Origin of the sequence: Citrobacter sp. 172116965, assembly GCF_013458095.1 — a bacterium.
Lineage (GTDB): Bacteria > Pseudomonadota > Gammaproteobacteria > Enterobacterales > Enterobacteriaceae > Citrobacter > Citrobacter braakii.
On the sequence record NZ_CP046673.1, the window covers coordinates 1,671,514 to 1,688,775 of the forward strand.

15 protein-coding genes and 1 pseudogene are annotated in these 17,262 nt (G+C 52.2%); 4 read left to right on the plus strand and 12 right to left on the minus strand.

Translation table 11 applies throughout. From position 1 onward, the window contains the following. Positions 1-5: 5 nt before the first annotated feature. Both ybiB and GPJ68_RS07910 read left to right on the plus strand, forming a co-directional pair. On the plus strand, positions 6-974 hold the full coding sequence (gene ybiB, locus GPJ68_RS07905; protein ID WP_046274638.1) for a DNA-binding protein YbiB: 969 nt from the start codon (positions 6-8) through the stop codon (positions 972-974). A gap of 161 nt (positions 975-1,135) precedes the next feature. Continuing rightward, on the plus strand, positions 1,136-2,221 hold the full coding sequence (locus GPJ68_RS07910; protein ID WP_104651554.1) for a malate/lactate/ureidoglycolate dehydrogenase: 1,086 nt from the start codon (positions 1,136-1,138) through the stop codon (positions 2,219-2,221). Between the two features lie 98 nt (positions 2,222-2,319). On the opposite strand, the gene ybiJ is transcribed toward GPJ68_RS07910, so the two are convergent. The 5 genes and pseudogenes from ybiJ to mcbA all read right to left on the minus strand — a co-directional run bounded on the left by ybiJ (position 2,320) and on the right by mcbA (position 6,784). After that, positions 2,320-2,580, minus strand: coding sequence for a DUF1471 family protein YbiJ (gene ybiJ, locus GPJ68_RS07915; protein WP_016152363.1), 261 nt, complete (start codon positions 2,578-2,580; stop codon positions 2,320-2,322). A 300-nt stretch (positions 2,581-2,880) separates the two neighbouring features. Further along, positions 2,881-3,147, minus strand: coding sequence for a DksA/TraR family C4-type zinc finger protein (locus tag GPJ68_RS07920; RefSeq protein WP_104651555.1), 267 nt, complete (start codon positions 3,145-3,147; stop codon positions 2,881-2,883). Between the two features lie 75 nt (positions 3,148-3,222). After that, positions 3,223-3,900, minus strand: coding sequence for a PKHD-type hydroxylase YbiX (gene ybiX / locus GPJ68_RS07925; RefSeq protein WP_047415262.1), 678 nt, complete (start codon positions 3,898-3,900; stop codon positions 3,223-3,225). A gap of 43 nt (positions 3,901-3,943) precedes the next feature. Next, positions 3,944-6,230, minus strand: a pseudogene (locus tag GPJ68_RS07930) (catecholate siderophore receptor Fiu). Positions 6,231-6,523: 293 nt separating this feature from the next. Further along, the gene (gene mcbA, locus GPJ68_RS07935; RefSeq protein WP_104651556.1) at positions 6,524-6,784 is read right to left on the minus strand and encodes a DUF1471 family periplasmic protein McbA; all 261 of its coding nucleotides are present in this window, start codon (positions 6,782-6,784) and stop codon (positions 6,524-6,526) included. Between the two features lie 210 nt (positions 6,785-6,994). Here mcbA and rlmF point away from each other — a divergent pair, with 210 nt between their 5' ends. Then, positions 6,995-7,921, plus strand: a complete 927-nt coding sequence (gene rlmF, locus GPJ68_RS07940) for a 23S rRNA (adenine(1618)-N(6))-methyltransferase RlmF (RefSeq protein WP_016152368.1) — start codon at positions 6,995-6,997, stop codon at positions 7,919-7,921. On the opposite strand, the gene ybiO is transcribed toward rlmF, so the two are convergent. The 6 genes from ybiO to rhtA all read right to left on the minus strand — a co-directional run bounded on the left by ybiO (position 7,918) and on the right by rhtA (position 14,567). Beyond that, positions 7,918-10,155: a mechanosensitive channel protein gene (gene ybiO / locus GPJ68_RS07945; protein WP_104651557.1), complete on the minus strand. Its 2,238-nt coding sequence runs from the start codon at positions 10,153-10,155 to the stop codon at positions 7,918-7,920. The genes rlmF and ybiO overlap by 4 nt on opposite strands. A gap of 118 nt (positions 10,156-10,273) precedes the next feature. Continuing rightward, positions 10,274-10,996, minus strand: a complete 723-nt coding sequence (gene glnQ, locus GPJ68_RS07950) for a glutamine ABC transporter ATP-binding protein GlnQ (RefSeq protein ID WP_003035246.1) — start codon at positions 10,994-10,996, stop codon at positions 10,274-10,276. Continuing rightward, on the minus strand, positions 10,993-11,652 hold the full coding sequence (glnP, locus tag GPJ68_RS07955) for a glutamine ABC transporter permease GlnP (protein WP_003035248.1): 660 nt from the start codon (positions 11,650-11,652) through the stop codon (positions 10,993-10,995). The genes glnQ and glnP overlap by 4 nt, the downstream gene beginning before the upstream one ends. A 107-nt stretch (positions 11,653-11,759) precedes the next feature. Continuing rightward, the gene (glnH, locus tag GPJ68_RS07960) at positions 11,760-12,506 is read right to left on the minus strand and encodes a glutamine ABC transporter substrate-binding protein GlnH (RefSeq protein WP_172860549.1); all 747 of its coding nucleotides are present in this window, start codon (positions 12,504-12,506) and stop codon (positions 11,760-11,762) included. 365 nt (positions 12,507-12,871) lie between these two features. Next, a complete protein-coding gene (dps, locus tag GPJ68_RS07965) occupies positions 12,872-13,375 on the minus strand; it encodes a DNA starvation/stationary phase protection protein Dps (protein ID WP_006685362.1) in 504 nt (167 codons plus the stop codon). Between the two features lie 304 nt (positions 13,376-13,679). Further along, positions 13,680-14,567 carry a threonine/homoserine exporter RhtA gene (gene rhtA, locus GPJ68_RS07970; RefSeq protein ID WP_016156069.1) on the minus strand — a complete coding sequence of 296 codons (888 nt, stop codon included), beginning with the start codon at positions 14,565-14,567 and terminating at the stop codon, positions 13,680-13,682. 411 nt (positions 14,568-14,978) lie between these two features. On the opposite strand from rhtA, the gene ompX reads away from it, so the two are divergent. Further along, positions 14,979-15,494, plus strand: a complete 516-nt coding sequence (ompX, locus tag GPJ68_RS07975; RefSeq protein ID WP_016152372.1) for an outer membrane protein OmpX — start codon at positions 14,979-14,981, stop codon at positions 15,492-15,494. Positions 15,495-15,557: 63 nt separating this feature from the next. Here ompX and GPJ68_RS07980 read toward each other — a convergent pair whose 3' ends face one another. Beyond that, the gene (locus GPJ68_RS07980) at positions 15,558-17,144 is read right to left on the minus strand and encodes a phosphoethanolamine transferase (RefSeq protein WP_104651559.1); all 1,587 of its coding nucleotides are present in this window, start codon (positions 17,142-17,144) and stop codon (positions 15,558-15,560) included. Positions 17,145-17,262 lie beyond the last annotated feature (118 nt).

Consider the following 17,262-nt stretch of genomic DNA (forward strand, 5'->3'; position numbering starts at 1 on the left):
TATCGATGGATTACCGCAAAATCATCAAAGAGATTGGGCGAGGAAAAAATCACGCGCGTGACCTGGATAAGGATACTGCTCGCGGACTGTATACCCATATGATGAACGGCGAGGTGCCCGATCTTGAGATGGGCGGTGTACTGATTGCGCTGCGCATTAAAGGCGAAGGCGAAGCGGAGATGCTGGGCTTTTACGAAGCGATGCAGAACCACACCATTCGCCTGACTCCGCCAGTGGCCAAACCCATGCCGATTGTCATTCCCAGCTACAATGGCGCGCGCAAGCAGGCAAATTTGACTCCGCTGCTGGCGATTTTACTGCATAAACTTGGCTTCCCGGTGGTGGTGCACGGTGTCAGCGAGGATCCAACCCGCGTGCTGACTGAAACCATTTTCGAACTGATGGGGATTGCGCCGACGCTGCATGCCGGGCAGGCGCAGGCAAAGCTGGATGGTCATGAGCCGGTGTTTATCCCGGTGAGTGCGCTGTGTCCTCCGCTGGAAAAACAGCTGGCGATGCGCTGGCGAATGGGCGTGCGTAACAGTGCGCATACGCTGGCTAAATTAGCCACGCCGTTTGCCGAAGATGCCGCGCTGCGTCTTTCCAGCGTTTCCCACCCGGAATACGTATCGCGCGTGGCGAAATTTTTCGGCGATATCGGTGGGCGTGCCCTGTTGATGCACGGTACCGAGGGTGAAGTGTACGCCAACCCGCAGCGCTGCCCGCAGATAAGCCTGATAGATTCGTCCGGCGTGCGAGTGCTACAGGACCGGCAGAGCGAGATGCCCGATGAGCCGGTCCCACTGCCGGTGGCTAAAGACCCGGAAACTACCGCGCGCTGGATTGAGCGTTGTCTGGCGGGCAGTGAGCCGGTTCCGGCATCGCTGAAAATCCAGATGGCCTGCTGCCTGGTAGCAACCGGTGAATCCGCGACGCTGGCTGAAGGACTTGACCGCGTCGAGCAAAGCTTCTGATTTTTCTTTCTCCCGACGGGTCATTTGCCAGTCCCGTCGGTTCACGCTTTCCGGCAACGTGAAATTTCTGCACGTTTATTGATCTCCTGAGCGCTGTGGCGCAGCATAGTTTGTTGAAAAATAAGAACCACAATCAACACGCGACACAACAGGAGATAACAATGAACACTGGACATCGCTTCCATGTGCCAACGCTGCACGCCTTTATCCAGGCCGTTTTTCACCAGATGGGAAGCAATGAGCTGGAGGCGCGGCTGGTGGCCGATCATCTGATAGCCTCTAACCTCGCCGGCCACGACTCCCACGGTATCGGCATGATCCCAAGCTATATTCGCTCATTTTCGCAGGGACACCTGCAGATCAACCGTCATGCCAAAGTGGTCAACGATGCGGGAGCGGTGATTACGCTTGACGGCGACTGCGCATTTGGTCAGGTGGCGGCCCACGAGGCAATTACGCTTGGGATCGAAAAAGCGCGCCAGTACGGTATCGCTGCCGTGGCATTACATAATTCGCACCATATTGGACGCATTGGCTACTGGGCAGAGCAATGTGCGGCGGCGGGTTTTGTTTCGGTGCACTTTGTGAATGTGGTAGGGATCCCGATGGTCGCACCGTTTCATGGCCGCGATAGTCGATTTGGCACCAACCCCTTCTGCGTGGTGTTCCCGCGTAAAAATACGTTCCCGTTGTTGCTGGACTATGCAACCAGCGCCATCGCGTTTGGCAAAACCCGCGTGGCATGGCACAAGGGCGAGCCGGTGGCTCCGGGATGCCTGATTGATGCTAATGGGGTACCCACAACCGATCCCGCCGTAATGCAGGTCTCTCCGCTGGGGTCGTTGCTGACCTTCGCCCAACACAAGGGTTATGCGCTGGCGGCAATGTGCGAAATTATGGGGGGAGCGCTTTCTGGTGGTAAAACCACACATGAAGAGAGCCTGCAGACCAGCGCGGATGCCATCATTAACTGTATGACGACCATCATTATGAATCCGGAACTGTTTGGCGCGCCGGACTGCGACAACCAGGTCACGGCCTTTGCTAAGTGGGTGAAAGCGTCCCCCCATGCTGAAGATGCCCCGATCCTGTTGCCAGGGGAGTGGGAGGTGAATACTCGTGAAGAACGGCTGGAGCAAGGTATTCCGCTGGATGCCGGAAGCTGGCAGGCGATTTGCGAGGCGGCGTTGCAAATAGGGATGCCAGACGCCGTGTTGCAGGAATTCCGTCAACGACTGGAACACTAAGCAAAAAAAAAGCCCGTCCAGTGGCGGACGGGCAAACAAAGGGTAACAAACAGGGTCAATGAGGGTTGGAGCATTGGGTCGTACAGGTAATCTTTCGGTTATTTATAGATAACCGCGGTGCCGCTCATTTTGTCTTTGCCGATAGCGGAAGTGATGCTGTAACCCGTTGCGCCAGCAGCAGTCGCTTTTTCAGCCAGTTTTGCTTCCAGGCCGTCCAGCGTGGTGGCGCCGTCAGCAGATACCACACCAATTTTGTTCATGTTTTGCGCCTGAGTAGAGGAAACTGGCTCGGCAGCGAAAACGCCAAATGACAGGGTAGACAGAGCGATGGCGGCAACAGCAAATTTGATATTTTTCATGATTAATTTCTCGCAGGTTTGTTCTGTTAGTCAGTGTTCTTTAAGAAGACGTTGTTTCGTCGATGTGAGAAGTATCACGTTTTTTTATGCGAGATAAAATCGAATAGAATTGACGACATCAATCAAAAAAATTGAATGACAAATAACTTATTGAATATTAATAAATTCGAAAGAGGGATTTACAGTTCTTGTCATTGCGCTTTACAGAGAAACCGACAACGGCACATTTTGCTACACAGAGTGCAAAAAAGCGTGCTCGTAAAGGAAATCGTATGCGCTGAAACTTTCGGTAAAGATAAGTCAACGTAGCTGGCTGTCTTTCGAACCTCTGCGATTATATCCTGAAAATCCTGCGATATGTGAATCTTTATCCTGCTGGCATGTGATGCACAAGCGTACGCCGGGCACGGCCTCCCGTCTGGCCTGAGGGATTGGATTACCACATTCTTCGCATTCATACAGACTTTCCCCCGTCGGTAACTCACCGCGGGCGCGGGCAACAGCATCTTCAATAGTATTGTTGATCTGTTCGTTAACAGCGTCGTCATTTGCCCATCCGGATGCCATATCTACCTCCTGCTGATGTCTACAGAATAAGTATAGCGAATGTGATGGCTGAAAAACGACCACGCGTCAGCGGTATCAGATTTCAGACCATTCGCGCAGCAGGTTATGGTAGAGATTGAGAAGCGACAGGATCTCGCTACTCTCCCCATGACGTGTCTTCAGGGACTGGATGTTTTTATCCAGTTCAAAAAGCATGGCGCGATTTTTATCGTCCCGGATCATCGACTGGATCCACATAAAGGATGCCACCCGAACCCCACGGGTCACTGGCGTAACGCAGTGCAGGCTGCTGGAAGGGTAAAGTACCAGATCGCCTGCCGGAAGTTTTACCGCATGCTGGCCGTAGGTGTCATTGACCAGCAGCTCTCCTCCCTCATAATCGTCGGGATTACTCAGGAATAAGGTGGCGGAAAGATCTGTGCGCATCCAGCCGTTTTGCGGATGACTACGCACCGCGCCGTCAACGTGAAAACCGTAGGTCTCGTTGTCCTGGTAGCGATTGAACAGCGGTGTGGAGAGCGTTTTCGGTAATGCAGCGGCGAAGAATAACGCGCTGTTGTTCACCGCGTTTTGTACCGCCTGTTGTAAAACGCCGTAACGCTCACTTTGCGTATTCACCTGCTGGTTGTTTTTAACCTGCGCGCCCTGAGCGCCGGTGGTTGCGCGGCCATCAACCCAGTCGGCAGCGTCCAGTTGTTCGCGAAACCAAGCGACATCCTGCGCCGACAGAATGCCGGGAATGTGATACATCATCAGTGTTTCTCCTGAAAGTGGGGCTTACGCCCCACGTAAAAGATCAGAAATGCATATTTGCCGTGAGCAGGAAGGTTCTTGGCTCACCCGGATGGTAACGGTATCCGCTCTTGTTAATGGAGGATACATAATCGGTGTCGAACAGGTTATAGACGTTCAACTGGAAATCGAGATTGCGATTCACGCGATACCCCAGTTTCGCGTCGGCGACCCAGTAACCTTCGGTGTAGGATGGCGTACCCACGGCCCCGTCGGAACCGCGATGCATACTGCCCACGTAGCGAGCGCCCGCGCCAACAGAGATATCATCGGTAGCCTGATACTGGTTCCACAGCGTGAACGCATGTTCTGGCGTATACGGCAGGGATGAAGAACCATCCTGAGCAACGTTTTTGCCGCTGTGGATCGTCGCGCGCTGCTGGGTGTAACCCCCAATAACCTGCCATGCGGGAGTGATGTTCCCTGCTACCGAGAGTTCGTAACCTTCAACGCGCTTCTCCCCGTACTGGGAATATGTGCCGTCGTCGTTCTGCTCAACTTCGTTCTCAATATCCGTACGGAAAATCGCGGCAGTTAACAGCAGGCGCTTATCCAGCACCTCCCATTTGGTGCCGATCTCGCTGGTTTTCGCTTTCTGCGGTTTGAAATCGGTACGGTTCGCACTGTTACCGCTTCCGCCCTGAGCGAGGGCAAAGTTGCTGCCGCCCGGCGGTTGCTGAGAAACGGCGTAGTTAATGTAAACGTTACCGTTATCGGTCAGGTGATACAGCGCGCCCGCTTTCCAGTTCACCAGATTGCCTGATTTGGCAGTATCCACGGTGGTGACCGGAGAATCTTTCGCCACGCCTGTCGGACACGCGACCGCGCCGCGACCAGAAGCGCCGCAAGCGGTGGCGCTGTCATATTCCGTGCGGTAATTGTCGAGGCGAATACCACCGTTTAGTTCAAACTCACGGGTAATCTGTAGCGTATCAAAGGCGTATACACCGAAGGTATCGGTTTGCCCGTTAGCATTAGCGCCGTTACGAGACAATCCGCCGATATTCACATTGCTGTCGGGATGATAGATATTTACCGGCGGCCGGGGTGATCGAGTTTACACCATAGTTGGTTTGCGTTTCACGCGTTAGCTCCACGCCGGTGCTGATGTCGTGACCGATGGATCCGGTGTAAAATTTTGAGGTCAGGTTGGTCTGGTTGGTCAGGATCTTATTGCTGACATCTTTGGTATTAGCCAGGCGTGACCAGGTCCAGGTGTCGACGCTGCTGGTGGGTTGAGTGATGTTAGTCGCGCCGCCCATCACCGCCGTCATCAGATAATCCTGCTTAATGCGTGACCAGCGGGTGGTGTTGCGAATAGTGGTGCTGTCGTTCAGGTCATGTTCAAAACGCATCGTTGCGGTATCGGTCGTCGAATCGTCGTAATCAGAGTTGGTACCGTAGAAGTTATGCGTATCCACTTTTCCTGACTGATTCAGTGCAGCAGTCCCCGCGGAAGGCGCGGAATATCCCGGCAGACCGATGGTCGGGACACCTCCATCCGGGGTGTTGTGCTGGGTGACATGCAGATAGTTCAGATACAGTCGGTTCTCAGTGCCTAAGCCAAAGGCGAGCGAGGGGGCCACACCATAACGTTCATTCTTAACGTTATCGCGACCGGCATCATGCGTTTTTTCACCCATCAGGTTTAACCGTGCAGCGGTGGTCTCGCCGATGACCTGGTTAATGTCCAGCGTACCACGGCGGAACCAGGCGCTACCGACGCTGGCCGAGGCATCGATCCCTGAGTCAGTGCGCGGCTGTTTGCTGATCATATTGATGGAGCCCGTTGGCGCGCTACGGCCATAGTCGGTGCCGGAGGGGCCTTTGATCACTTCAACCTGTTCGGTATTGAAAGTGTCGCGCGTAACGCTGCCAATATCTCGGATACCGTCGATATAAATACTGTTCGAGGTATCCGCACCACGCATGTACACCGCGTCACCGGTAGTGGAGTTACCGTTCTCACCGGCGAAAAACGCGCCAACACCCGGTACGTTTTTCAGCGCATCGGTCAGATTGGTTGCACCTTGATCCTTAATCACCTGCTCAGAAATCACTGTCATGGTGCGGGTTGTATCCGCTACCGGGCGGGAGAACTTAGGGTCGGCAGACTGCGTTGGGGCGTATAGAGAAGGTTTGGCCGCTTCAACAACCAGCGTATCTTCTTGTTTTTTATCTTGATCGCCCGCGGCGACAGCCTGAGCTACCGGAGACAGGCCAATACACAGACCAGCAAAAAAAGTCAGTGAATGAAAACTACTGGCAGGCAAATTGCGATTTTTATCCATGTTAGTGAGTGACTTATTATTTTTTGAGTAGACGGTTTCACTCGCGCGAAGGGACATCTCTGTGGATGTTATACCCTGCAGGCCTCGCGGGAGTGAATGTGTAATTGATAATGATTTTGATAAGCATTACTAATCAGTGCGACGTTTTAGCATTCATTAATTCAAAAATAAATACATTTATTTACATTGGATTCAAAATTGCTACACGATGATTACAATTTGAGCGGTGAACGACGTGAACAGCAGGTAGCAAACTGCATTCGGGGTGAATGCAGTTGGGCTAAGGTGAGGGACTACTTATAGATAGTTGCGCTGCCGTACATCTGGTTTTTACCGCCCGCAGAATTGACGACAAAGCCTTTTGCGCCTTGCTCTTTCGCTTTCTCTGCCAGCTTGTCTTCGAGATCGCTCAGGTTAGAAGCTCCGGAAGCGAAAACAGTGCCGGAAGCTTGTAGCTGGCTGGTTTGAGGGCTGGTGTAGGGCTGTGCAGCAAAGGACGCAAATGTCATGCCGGTCAGTACGGTAGCGGCAAGGAATGTGAGGCATTTCTTCATGGTGATATCCTCTGAGAAACAACAGGTCGTGCCTGATAAGTTTAGGCCGTCAGCGGATGACATTTACCGCAAAAAACTGGTGATGAGCCGTCTGTTTTTTGAACAATCCGCAAGCCATCAAATAGGTATAAAAAAAGCAAATTTCCTTGCTGTGTGTTTACCGCGTGGCGTTATGCGGGTATCTTACGCCGCTGTTAAAAGGAGAATGCTATGTCCCCCCAGAAACCGGGATTACACCCACGCAACCGCCACAATGGCCGTTATGATCTTGCGACTTTATGCCAGGTTACACCCGAGTTGACGCAATTTCTCACCCTCACGCCGGGCGGCGAGCAGAGTGTTGATTTCGCGAATCCGCAGGCAGTGAAGGCGCTCAATAAAGCACTGCTGGCGCATTTTTATGCGGTGAAAAACTGGGATATTCCAGACGGTTTTCTGTGCCCGCCGGTTCCTGGTCGCGCTGACTACATTCACCATCTGGCCGACCTGTTAGGTGAAACCAGCGGAACCATTCCGGCAAATGCGAGCGTGCTGGACGTGGGAGTAGGGGCAAACTGTATTTATCCGCTGATCGGCGTGCATGAATACGGCTGGCGATTCACCGGTAGTGAGACCAGTAGCGAAGCGTTTAACAGCGCTCAGGCGATCGTAAACGCCAATCCGGGGTTAACCCGTGCTATTCGTCTGCGTCGCCAGAAAGATGCTACGGCAATCTTCAACGGTATCATTCACAAGAATGAGCAATATGAAGCCACATTGTGTAACCCGCCATTCCATGATTCTGCGGCTTCAGCCCGTGCCGGAAGCGAGCGCAAACGTCGTAATCTGGGGCAGGATAAAGATGATGCGCTGAACTTTGGCGGGCAGCAGCAGGAGCTGTGGTGTGAAGGCGGTGAAGTGGCATTCATCAAAAAAATGATCGCCGAAAGCCAGGCCTTTGGCCGTCAGGTGATGTGGTTCACCACGCTGGTTTCGCGCGGTGAGAATTTGCCTCCGCTGTACCACGCGTTAACGGATGCGGGCGCGGTGAAAGTGGTTAAGAAAGAGATGGCCCAGGGGCAAAAGCAGAGTCGCTTTATTGCCTGGACCTTTATGGATAACGATCAGCGTCGCCGTTTTATGGCGCGTAAACGCTAAAGCGTTGGCTCGGTTGGCGGCAGCGGTTCGCTTGCTGCCGACGCAGGGCCATTCACCGGTGCAGGCAAAACCTGATACGTCTGTACCGGCGCGCGTACGTTGGCCAGATCGAAGTATTTCTTCACCTGGCTGTCGAGCGCGAAACGTACCGTCCACTGTTTCAGCGGTAATGTGGTAAATGAGACCCGTAGCGTGAAGGCCGTATTGGTTAACCCCACAATCCCGGCAAACGATGGCTCGCCAATAATCAGCCCGCGAATATCGTCCTGTTCCATCACTGCAGCCACAGCGTCTTTCAACGCCTGATTCGCTTTATCTGCATCCTCATGGCGGTCTACGTCGTAATTGGCGACGACCGATCCAATCCCGCGCACAAAGTTGGCGAAGGTCGTTATCGATGACCAGGGAATGATATGGTACGCCCCGGTGTCCTGACGGACGCCCACAGAGCGGATGGACATCCGTTCAACCGTACCGGTGAGTGGGCCGATAGTCACCAGGTCACCTGTGTTCATGCCATTTTCGAACTGAATAAAGATCCCGGTAATAATATCTTTTACCAGCGTTTGCGAGCCGAAAGAGATAGCCAGCCCCAGCGCCCCGGCCCCGGCCAGTAAGGGCGCGATATTGACGCCAATTTCGGATAGCACAATCATGATGGTGATCGTGCTGATGATCACCGCCAGCGCGTTGCGAAACAGCGTCAGCAGGGTGCGGGTACGGGCGCTGGGGAGCGGGCGGCCGTGAATATCGGAAGCCAGACGATTTTCAATCAGGCTGGCAAGGATCGTCCAGCCGATGGCGGAGAAGAATAAAATCAGCGCGATACGGATCAGGATATCCACCGTTTTTTCTCCTGCGCCGTAATGCAGCCAGTTCCAGAAGTCGAACAATCCCCAGGCATTCAGTAGCAGCATTACCGCGACGCACACCGTCAGGATCCTGGCCACGCTTAACGCCGTCGACAGCCAGCCATTCAACCGTTTTTGTAGTTCCGGATAGCTGCGCTGGGTGTGTGGCGAAAGGGTAATAGTTTTGGCTATCCAGCGGGAAAACATGCCGGAAACAAAGGCGGCAATTCCAATGATTACCAGACTGCGCAGCGTAGCGCCCATCATGAATTTCAGGCTGTTGCCCGGATCAAACAGCGAGAAGAAAAACAGCACAATGAAGTAGGCGCTGGCCAGCCAATGCCATACCAGCGCAAAGGCGCGGATAAACAGGCTGAAAAACGCTAACGATCTTTCCGCCAGATTCAGCAAATGCTGCGTTATCTCTTTCTTGTTTCTGAAAATCAGGTACAGCGCCCATAGCGTGATACAGAGCATGATGATGACGTTTGCCATCGCGCCGACCTGCACGTTGACTTGATTCGAGATAATGGGAACGGCAACGATAAGTCCGTATCCAATCAGGCTGCTCAATGAACTTAAACGGCGATTCCAGTAGCGCGCACCGGCATCCTGAATGTTAAACGGGCGCAGTTCGGCCACCGTCGGGCAAAATATCAGGCGTAGAATGGCTTTGAAGAACTCAATCAGCGCAAAGGCATTGAGAAACAGACTTTGCTGAAAGGCGATAGTGCGGCTACCGGCGTTCATTCTGTCGCTCAGTATCTGCCCGGCAAACAAAGTCAGCGCCAGCAGAAGCAAATCGATAATGAATGCGCCGACGATCATTGCCGGAAGCTGGAGCCAGTTGCTGCGTTCGCGGTTTTTCCGTCGTGCCCATTGCCCCATTTTGCGATACAGCGGCAGCGCGCACAGGCGAAGCAGCCAGAAAAAACCGAACACTGACGCCGCCAGCATTAAAAAATGGGTCAGGGCATTGGTGAACGTTTGCGGGTTAAAGGTTTTGTGTGGTGCATCGGTAATATTGCGGTAAAGCTGAGCAAAGCGGCTGGAGAGCGCCTCACCGTAGTGGCGGGTGACATCCGTGACGTTTTCCAGCACCGTTTTTTCTTCCGTTAACGTGGGCGGAACAATGGTTGGCACCGGCTCGGCAGGGGGCGCTGTCGCCACTTTGCGTAACTGACCGATCAGTTCCTGGCGCGAGGCGTCATTTTCCAGCACATCAGCCAGTGCGCCGTAGGCCGCTTTCTTCTGTTCAACATCCGGCTCTTTCGCCGGCGCGGTTTGCGCGTTGGTTGACGTTGGCGTAGTGACGCCAGGTATCGTCACCGCCTGAGTCGGGAGACTCACCAGACAAACAAAGATGAACAGGATCCAGCGCATGACTCCTCCCATGAGAAAATAAATTCAAAAGGATAAGTATAGATGTCAGGGCGGGGGAGAAATGAAATGAGAGGATTCTGGTGAAAAACCTCCCTTCAGGCGAAGGGAGGGAGAGCTATCAGGAAACGTGCTGCAAGAATTCCTGTAAACGTTGGCTGGGCGGATTTTCAATCAGGGCCTGCGGATTACCGTCTTCGGCAATACGTCCCTTATCAATGAAAATCAGGCGTGAAGCCACTTTTTCGGCAAAGCCGATTTCGTGGGTCACAATCACCATGGTCATCCCTTCCTCCGCCAGATCCTGCATAACTTTCAGAACTTCGTGGCGCAGTTCCGGGTCCAGCGCTGAGGTTGGCTCATCAAACAGCATCATTTTAGGCTTCACCGCCAGCGCACGGGCGATCGCCACACGCTGCTGTTGACCGCCAGACAGTTCAGAAGGGTAGTGATGCGCACGCTCGGCCAGACCTACTTTCGCCAGCAGCTCTTTAGCCAGTTTCTCGGCCTGTTCTTTATTCGCCCCGCGTACACGCTGCGGTCCGAACATGACGTTTTCCAGCGCCGTCAGATGCGGGAACAGGTAGAACTGCTGAAACACCATCCCGGCTTCCTGGCGGATTAACCGCTCGTCTACCTTTGGATCGTTTACCTTCAGACCGTCGACGATCAGATCGCCAGAGGTTATCTCTTCCAGTTTGTTAATGCAGCGCAGCAGGGTTGATTTGCCGGACCCGGATGGCCCGATAATTACCACCACTTCGCCCTGCTGAATGTTCAGGTCAATATTGTGCAGCACCTGGGTTGGGCCAAAGTGCTTAGAAACGTTTTTAAATTCAATCACAGGATTTTCATCCTTCTTTCCAGACGACGCAGAATGAAGCTCAGCACCAGCGTAATGATCAGATAGAACACCGCAACGGCGCTCCAGATTTCCAGTGCGCGGAAGTTACCGGCAATGATTTCCTGGCCCTGACGGGTCAGTTCAGCGACGCCAATGACAATAAACAGCGAGGTATCTTTAATGCTGATGATCCACTGGTTGCCCAGCGGTGGCAGCATACGACGCAGCGCGAGAGGTAAAATAACGTGGCGGATAGTCTCTGTACGTGAAAGCCCAAGCGCCAGTCCGGCTTCGCTGAATCCTTTATGGATTGAGAGCACCGCGCCGCGGGTGATTTCCGCAATATAGGCGCCGGAGTTGATCATGATGGTGACAACGGCGGCGCTAAAGGGATCAATGCGTAAATCGTTAAATGCCATTGGCAGGGCAAAGTAAATAAACATCACCTGCACAACGATTGGCGTACCGCGAATGACTTCGATAAACACCAGCGCTACGTGGTTGGCTATCCAACCGCCGAAAGTACGCGCAAACCCTGCTGCAAGCCCGATTATCAGACCGCCTGCCAGACCGAGGACCGAGATCCACAGGGTCATTTTGGCGCCTTCAATCAAAAGCGGGATGGCGGGCCAGATGGCACTCCAGTCAAACTGCATATTTCGTTCCTGTTACCGTGGTGAGAAAAGTAATGAGCCATAACGTGATGACTCAAAATTGCAGGCCCGGCGGCGCTGGCGCTACCGGGCGTTACAGAACGTTCTTGTTATTTAGGTTCGGTACCGAACCATTTTTTGTAGATTTCGTTGTATGTGCCGTTCTCTTTCAGCGTTTTCAGCGCGCCGTTCACTTTCTCACGCAGTTCATCGCTGCTTTTCGGGAAGGCGATACCGTACTGCTGGGCTTCCAGGGATTCGCCTACTGCTTTGAACTGACCGTTGCCAGCGGTTTTGATGAAGTAAAGAATGTTTGGCGTGTCGTGCAGCACGGCGTCTGCGCGGTTGGTGCCCAGTTCCATATATGCGTTATCGATATTCGGGAACTGACGCAGATCTTTGGTTTTGATGTTAGCTTTCGCGTAATCAACGGAACCCGTGCCGCTCTTCACAGCGACGACTTTACCATCCAGATCTTTCACGCTTTTCACGTCGTTATTATTCGCTTTGACCATCACTAACAGACCGCTTTTGTAGTAGCCGTCAGAGAAGTCGATCGCTTTTTTACGCTCATCAGTGATGGTGATACCCGCCAGCGCCAGGTCGATATTCTTGGTTTGCAGAGCCGGGATGATGCCGCTGAAATCCATTGGTTTCAGTTCATAATCCAGCTTCAGTTCTTTGGCCACGGCAGCCCACAGATCCACATCAAAACCAACGTATTTGTCACCCTGTTTGAATTCGAACGGTACAAATGCGGTGTCGGTTGCGACAACCAGTTTCTTATCTGCGGCATGGGAGGACACCGCAAAAGCCAGGGTAAGTGCAGCCAGTGAGACTTTTAATACAGACTTCATAGGATTTCCTTTTATATCCACGGGGCGATCCCCTGCGAGAACATATGGCTTAATGAAAAAATCGTGCCAGTTTTGCAACTCATTGTTTTAACAAGAGGGTGTCTCGTTTCTCTGCACAATAAGTAGGGCAAAGTGGGCAATCTGCACTGTTTTGGGGCACTCATTTGGTGCGTACCTGACACAGTGCAAACGGTATGACTATTTAGCGTAAAAATTGTTGATAAAACAATCTTTCGTTAACGATTGTGTGAAGTGATTATTACAAATAATTTACTTTGGAGTGACGAACGATCAATGTCATGCACCATAGATGTGCAAAACCCCCGCCAGGGCGAGGGTTATATAGGTAATTCTTATGTCTGCTGTTATTCAATGTTGGCTTCGATAAACCACAGGAATTTGTCGAGGTCGCGTGAAGCGGCGGTGAAGATATCTGCTGTATCTTCGTCTTTTGCTTCGCTAATGGCTTTACGGACGCTGTTAGCGACGACGGCATAACGATCGGCCAGCTCTTTTAAGTGGTCCTGTACGCTATGGATATCCAGCGGATAGCTTTTCAGAGGCGTTTTGCTGTTAATAACCTGGGTGGTACCCAATGCCACACCGCCTAACTGTACGGCGCGCTCAGCCATGGTATCGAGGTGGTCGGTCAGGGCAGTACGGAAGCCATCGAGCATTTCATGCACAGCAATGAAGTTCGCGCCGCGCATGTTCCAGTGAGCCTGTTTGGTGATCAAAGACAGGTCGATGAACTGGATCACTTGCTGATTCAGCAGCTCTACGGTCGCTTTCTTTTCGCTATCTGTTACATCGTTGCGGGTATAAAGGAGGGCAGATGCTTTTGTTTTTACCAGTTTTGCGGTACTCATATTTTCATATCCTCTTGATAATTATGTCCCAGCTCTTCAACGGGAATAAGTATAGCGTGAATTTTGGATTTATTTTTCTGGTGTTACCTATCACTTTAATAGCGAAGAGAGGGGGTGGGTATGAAATAACTAATAAAATCATATGGATATAGTGGTTATTAATGGAGGTGTGTTATTTTTATGTTAATGTAAAAATTTCAAGAAATATGCAGATGAGAAAATTATATTTATTAGAATAATTATCACGCAGATTTACAATTGAATATTCTGCATGATTATGCAAACCATGCAGAATATTAAGTGGTTAATTCACGTCAACTTGCTTAATTTGTGGTTCTTTGCGAATAGTGAGCGTCGAACCCATTGATGCGACAATAATGGCGCCCAGAGCGAGCGTTTGGACAAGCGTCAGCGTTTCACCGAGGAAGATCATTCCTGAAACCGCAGCCAGTGCGGGTTCCATACTCATCAGAGTACCAAAAGTGCGTGTTGGCAGCCGCGTCAACGCAATCATCTCCAGCGAGTAGGGAAGCGCAGTGGAGAGGACCGCAATGGCCAGGCCTAACGGCAGAATGGACCAGTGCCACAAGGCATCCCCAGCCTGGAGCGCGCCGATGGGTACAAAAATCAGCGCCGCAATTAATGACCCTACCGCAACGGTCGCCGGACCATGTTCCGCGCCGGCACGCTGCCCGGTAAGAATATAGATTGCCCAGCAGGCGCCAGCGCCCAGCGCCAGCGCAGCACCGGTTAAATCCACGTGAGAAACGTCCTGACCTAACGGCAGCAGGAACCAAAGCCCGAGTACAGCCAGTGCAACCCAAATGAAATCCACCGGACGTCGGGATGAAAACAGCGCTACCGCGAGTGGGCCGGTGAATTCCAGCGCTACGGCAATTCCCAGCGGGACGGTCTGGATTGACAGGTAGAAGAGATAGTTCATCCCGCCCAGAGACAGACCATAAAACAGCAGCGGCAGGCGTTGTTCTTTGGCGAATCGCAAACGCCAGGGTTTAAAGAAGGCAATAAGGATGAGGGTGCCCAGCGCAAGGCGCAATGCGGTAACGCCCGGCGCACCGACGAGTGGGAATAGCGATTTTGCCAGAGATGCTCCGCTTTGAATGGAGGACATAGCAATAAGCAAAACCAAAATAGGCAACCAGACTGGCGCTTTACGTGACGACCCCGGCATCCTTTCTCCTGTCAAATGATAAGTACACGCCTTCATCTGCGTGACGTTGCAAATTTGCTACGACACGGATGACGTGATGTATAGAAAAGTAAAACAGCGAGTGTAATGGAAATACGCACCGCTGGTTGAGTATTCGTTGAAAAAAAAATTGCTCAGTTCCGTACAATGGCATGAAAGTGATGGATTAATAATCTGTGTGATTAGGAATATTCTGGATGAATGTGCCGTATTGTGCGCGCAATAATGGCATTTTAGGTTAGAAAAGTGATGTTAATTGAAAGAGATAGCGGGTTTCTGAAACGTTCTGTTACATGAAAGACTCCGTTAGACATCGCGAATCGCAAAGAGTTTCCCATCAATTTTTGGTATATTTAAAACTTAGGATTTACTTGAAGCACATTTGAGGTGGTTATGAAAAAAATTGCATGTCTTTCAGCACTGGCCGCTGTTCTGGCTTTCTCCGCAGGTACTGCTGTAGCTGCGACTTCTACCGTTACCGGTGGTTACGCTCAGAGCGATGCTCAGGGCGCAGCGAACAAAATGAACGGTTTTAACCTGAAGTATCGCTACGAGCAGGACAGCAACCCGCTGGGTGTTATCGGTTCCTTCACTTACACTGAAAAAGATCGTACCGATGCGTCTGGCGACTACAACAAAACCCAGTACTACGGCATCACTGCTGGCCCGGCTTACCGTCTGAACGACTGGGCAAGCATCTACGGTGTAGTGGGTGTTGGCTACGGTAAATTCCAGAACGCAGCATCCCCGGCTGATAACCACACCACCAGTGACTACGGTTTCTCTTACGGTGCTGGTCTGCAGTTCAACCCGATCGAAAACGTTGCTCTGGACTTCTCCTACGAGCAGAGCCGTATTCGTAGCGTTGACGTTGGCACCTGGATCGCTGGCGTGGGTTACCGCTTCTAATCACTTCGGTGATACAAAAAATCCGCCTCTCGGGGCGGATTTTTTTTGTGCGCAACTCAGAGATTAACGAGATTTGGTCTCAAAGATGTCGGTACCCAGATGGTTGTAGTCCACCTTCTGCAATTTGAAGTTGGTGATATACACCGGGCCAGCCTTTTTCTCTGAAATAAAGCGATAGCTGTTGGTGATTTCCTTCGCGCTTATCCCCGTCCACTGCGAGAAAAAGCTGAGGAAATCATTGGCGGAGCGACGGGCTTTAATCACCCGGTGCGCTTTATCATCGCTCGACAGCACCATAAATGGTACCTGGAAATTCTGCTGGAACTGATCGTCATGCGCCAGGTACTGCACCTCTTTCCCCCGCTCTTTAAACGCGAGGCCATGATCGGAGAAATAGACCATCGAGAAGCTGTTACCGCTGTTACGTAACTGATCGTAAAGCTGGCGCAGCAGGTCATCCGTCTGCGTCATGGTGTACAGATAGCAAGATGTCTCTTTTGACTGGACGAAAGTCTCGTATTTACCCTGCGTACGGTCGCAGGCCTGCGGATGCGAGCCCATTAAATGCAGCACGATAAGCTGTGGCTGAGTGCGCTCGGTTGCCAGCACCTGGGCGGTCATCTTCAACAACGCTTCGTCACGGGTATTTTTATCCGCTTCGAAATCACCGCTTTTGAGGAACTGAACTTCATCAGCTCGCTTCGCAATGCTGGCGATGGCCGTATCGTATTCACCAATCTGTCCCTGATTGGAGAACCACCACGTCTGGAATCCCGCGCGGTTGGCCAGAGTGACAAAGTTATCCTGGAACTGGGGTTTATTGTCCACCACCCGATTCAGCGTCAGGCCGAGTGATTTTTGTGTCGAACCGCTTGCCGCGATGTAATCCGCGAAGATGTAGCCGTTAACGGAACTGGCAAACGGGGTGTTATCCCAGTGGCCGCCAAAAGCGCCTAACGCATCGCGGCGGGCGCTTTCGCCGATGACCACCACGTAGGTATGATACTTCGGCTTCACGGCGGTTACCGTCCAGCTGTCTTTCACGCTCGCCAGCTTCGCCATACGCTCTTGTTCGTCGAGCACTTCGTTGTTATTAACGATAACGTCCTTGGCAAAGCGGAAAACCGGATAGCCGGTGTCTTTCAGCTTGAACACGCCGCCCCAGGCCAGGTTTTGCACCGGGGTCACAAAGAACGCGACAACGCTGAACAGCAAACAAATGCTGTCGAACTTGTTCCAGCTACGCTGCGGCACCTCTTTTTTACGGCGTACGGCAATAACACCGAGGGCGAAAATAAACACCCCAACCAGATAACTGTACCAGGGGAAGATGGTCAGAATTTCAGTAGACTCTTCCATATTGGTTGAGTGCAGCGCCAGCAAGGTATTGAAGTTCGGCGAACCGTAAGCCTGGCCAAACGGGAAGTACATTGCCGCTATCAGCGAGCAAATGCCAATCAGCACTTTCTGCGCACGCGGCGCGCTGCGCCACAGCAGCATCAATATACAGGTGAAAGCAACGCTATAGAGCAGGCTAAGCGGATAGCCCAGCGCAAGGTTGATCAGCAGAGACTGTAAGAAATAGAGGCCAGTCCACGGACTAATCGCCCGGCTACGAGCAATGATTGAATCTTTGAGGGTTAAATTCATATGCCACTGTTACAAAAACGCCATGTGCTTACCCTGGCGCTAAGGGTCATTGCCTGCCTGAGAGAGCGAGAAGGGGGATAGGGTCCGCATCCGCGAGCCGCAATATATGCAGGGCTGC

Coding starts and splice junctions, on each gene's coding strand:
- dps (WP_006685362.1), bottom strand. CDS start 13,375: ATGAGTACCGCAAAACTGGTAAAAACAAAAGCATCTGCCCTCCTTTAT.
- rlmF (WP_016152368.1), top strand. CDS start 6,995: ATGTCCCCCCAGAAACCGGGATTACACCCACGCAACCGCCACAATGGC.
- ybiJ (WP_016152363.1), bottom strand. CDS start 2,580: ATGAAAAATATCAAATTTGCTGTTGCCGCCATCGCTCTGTCTACCCTG.
- glnH (WP_172860549.1), bottom strand. CDS start 12,506: ATGAAGTCTGTATTAAAAGTCTCACTGGCTGCACTTACCCTGGCTTTT.
- GPJ68_RS07980 (WP_104651559.1), bottom strand. CDS start 17,144: ATGAATTTAACCCTCAAAGATTCAATCATTGCTCGTAGCCGGGCGATT.
- ompX (WP_016152372.1), top strand. CDS start 14,979: ATGAAAAAAATTGCATGTCTTTCAGCACTGGCCGCTGTTCTGGCTTTC.
- ybiB (WP_046274638.1), top strand. CDS start 6: ATGGATTACCGCAAAATCATCAAAGAGATTGGGCGAGGAAAAAATCAC.
- ybiX (WP_047415262.1), bottom strand. CDS start 3,900: ATGATGTATCACATTCCCGGCATTCTGTCGGCGCAGGATGTCGCTTGG.
- ybiO (WP_104651557.1), bottom strand. CDS start 10,155: ATGCGCTGGATCCTGTTCATCTTTGTTTGTCTGGTGAGTCTCCCGACT.
- GPJ68_RS07920 (WP_104651555.1), bottom strand. CDS start 3,147: ATGGCATCCGGATGGGCAAATGACGACGCTGTTAACGAACAGATCAAC.
- glnP (WP_003035248.1), bottom strand. CDS start 11,652: ATGCAGTTTGACTGGAGTGCCATCTGGCCCGCCATCCCGCTTTTGATT.
- mcbA (WP_104651556.1), bottom strand. CDS start 6,784: ATGAAGAAATGCCTCACATTCCTTGCCGCTACCGTACTGACCGGCATG.
- rhtA (WP_016156069.1), bottom strand. CDS start 14,567: ATGCCGGGGTCGTCACGTAAAGCGCCAGTCTGGTTGCCTATTTTGGTT.
- GPJ68_RS07910 (WP_104651554.1), top strand. CDS start 1,136: ATGAACACTGGACATCGCTTCCATGTGCCAACGCTGCACGCCTTTATC.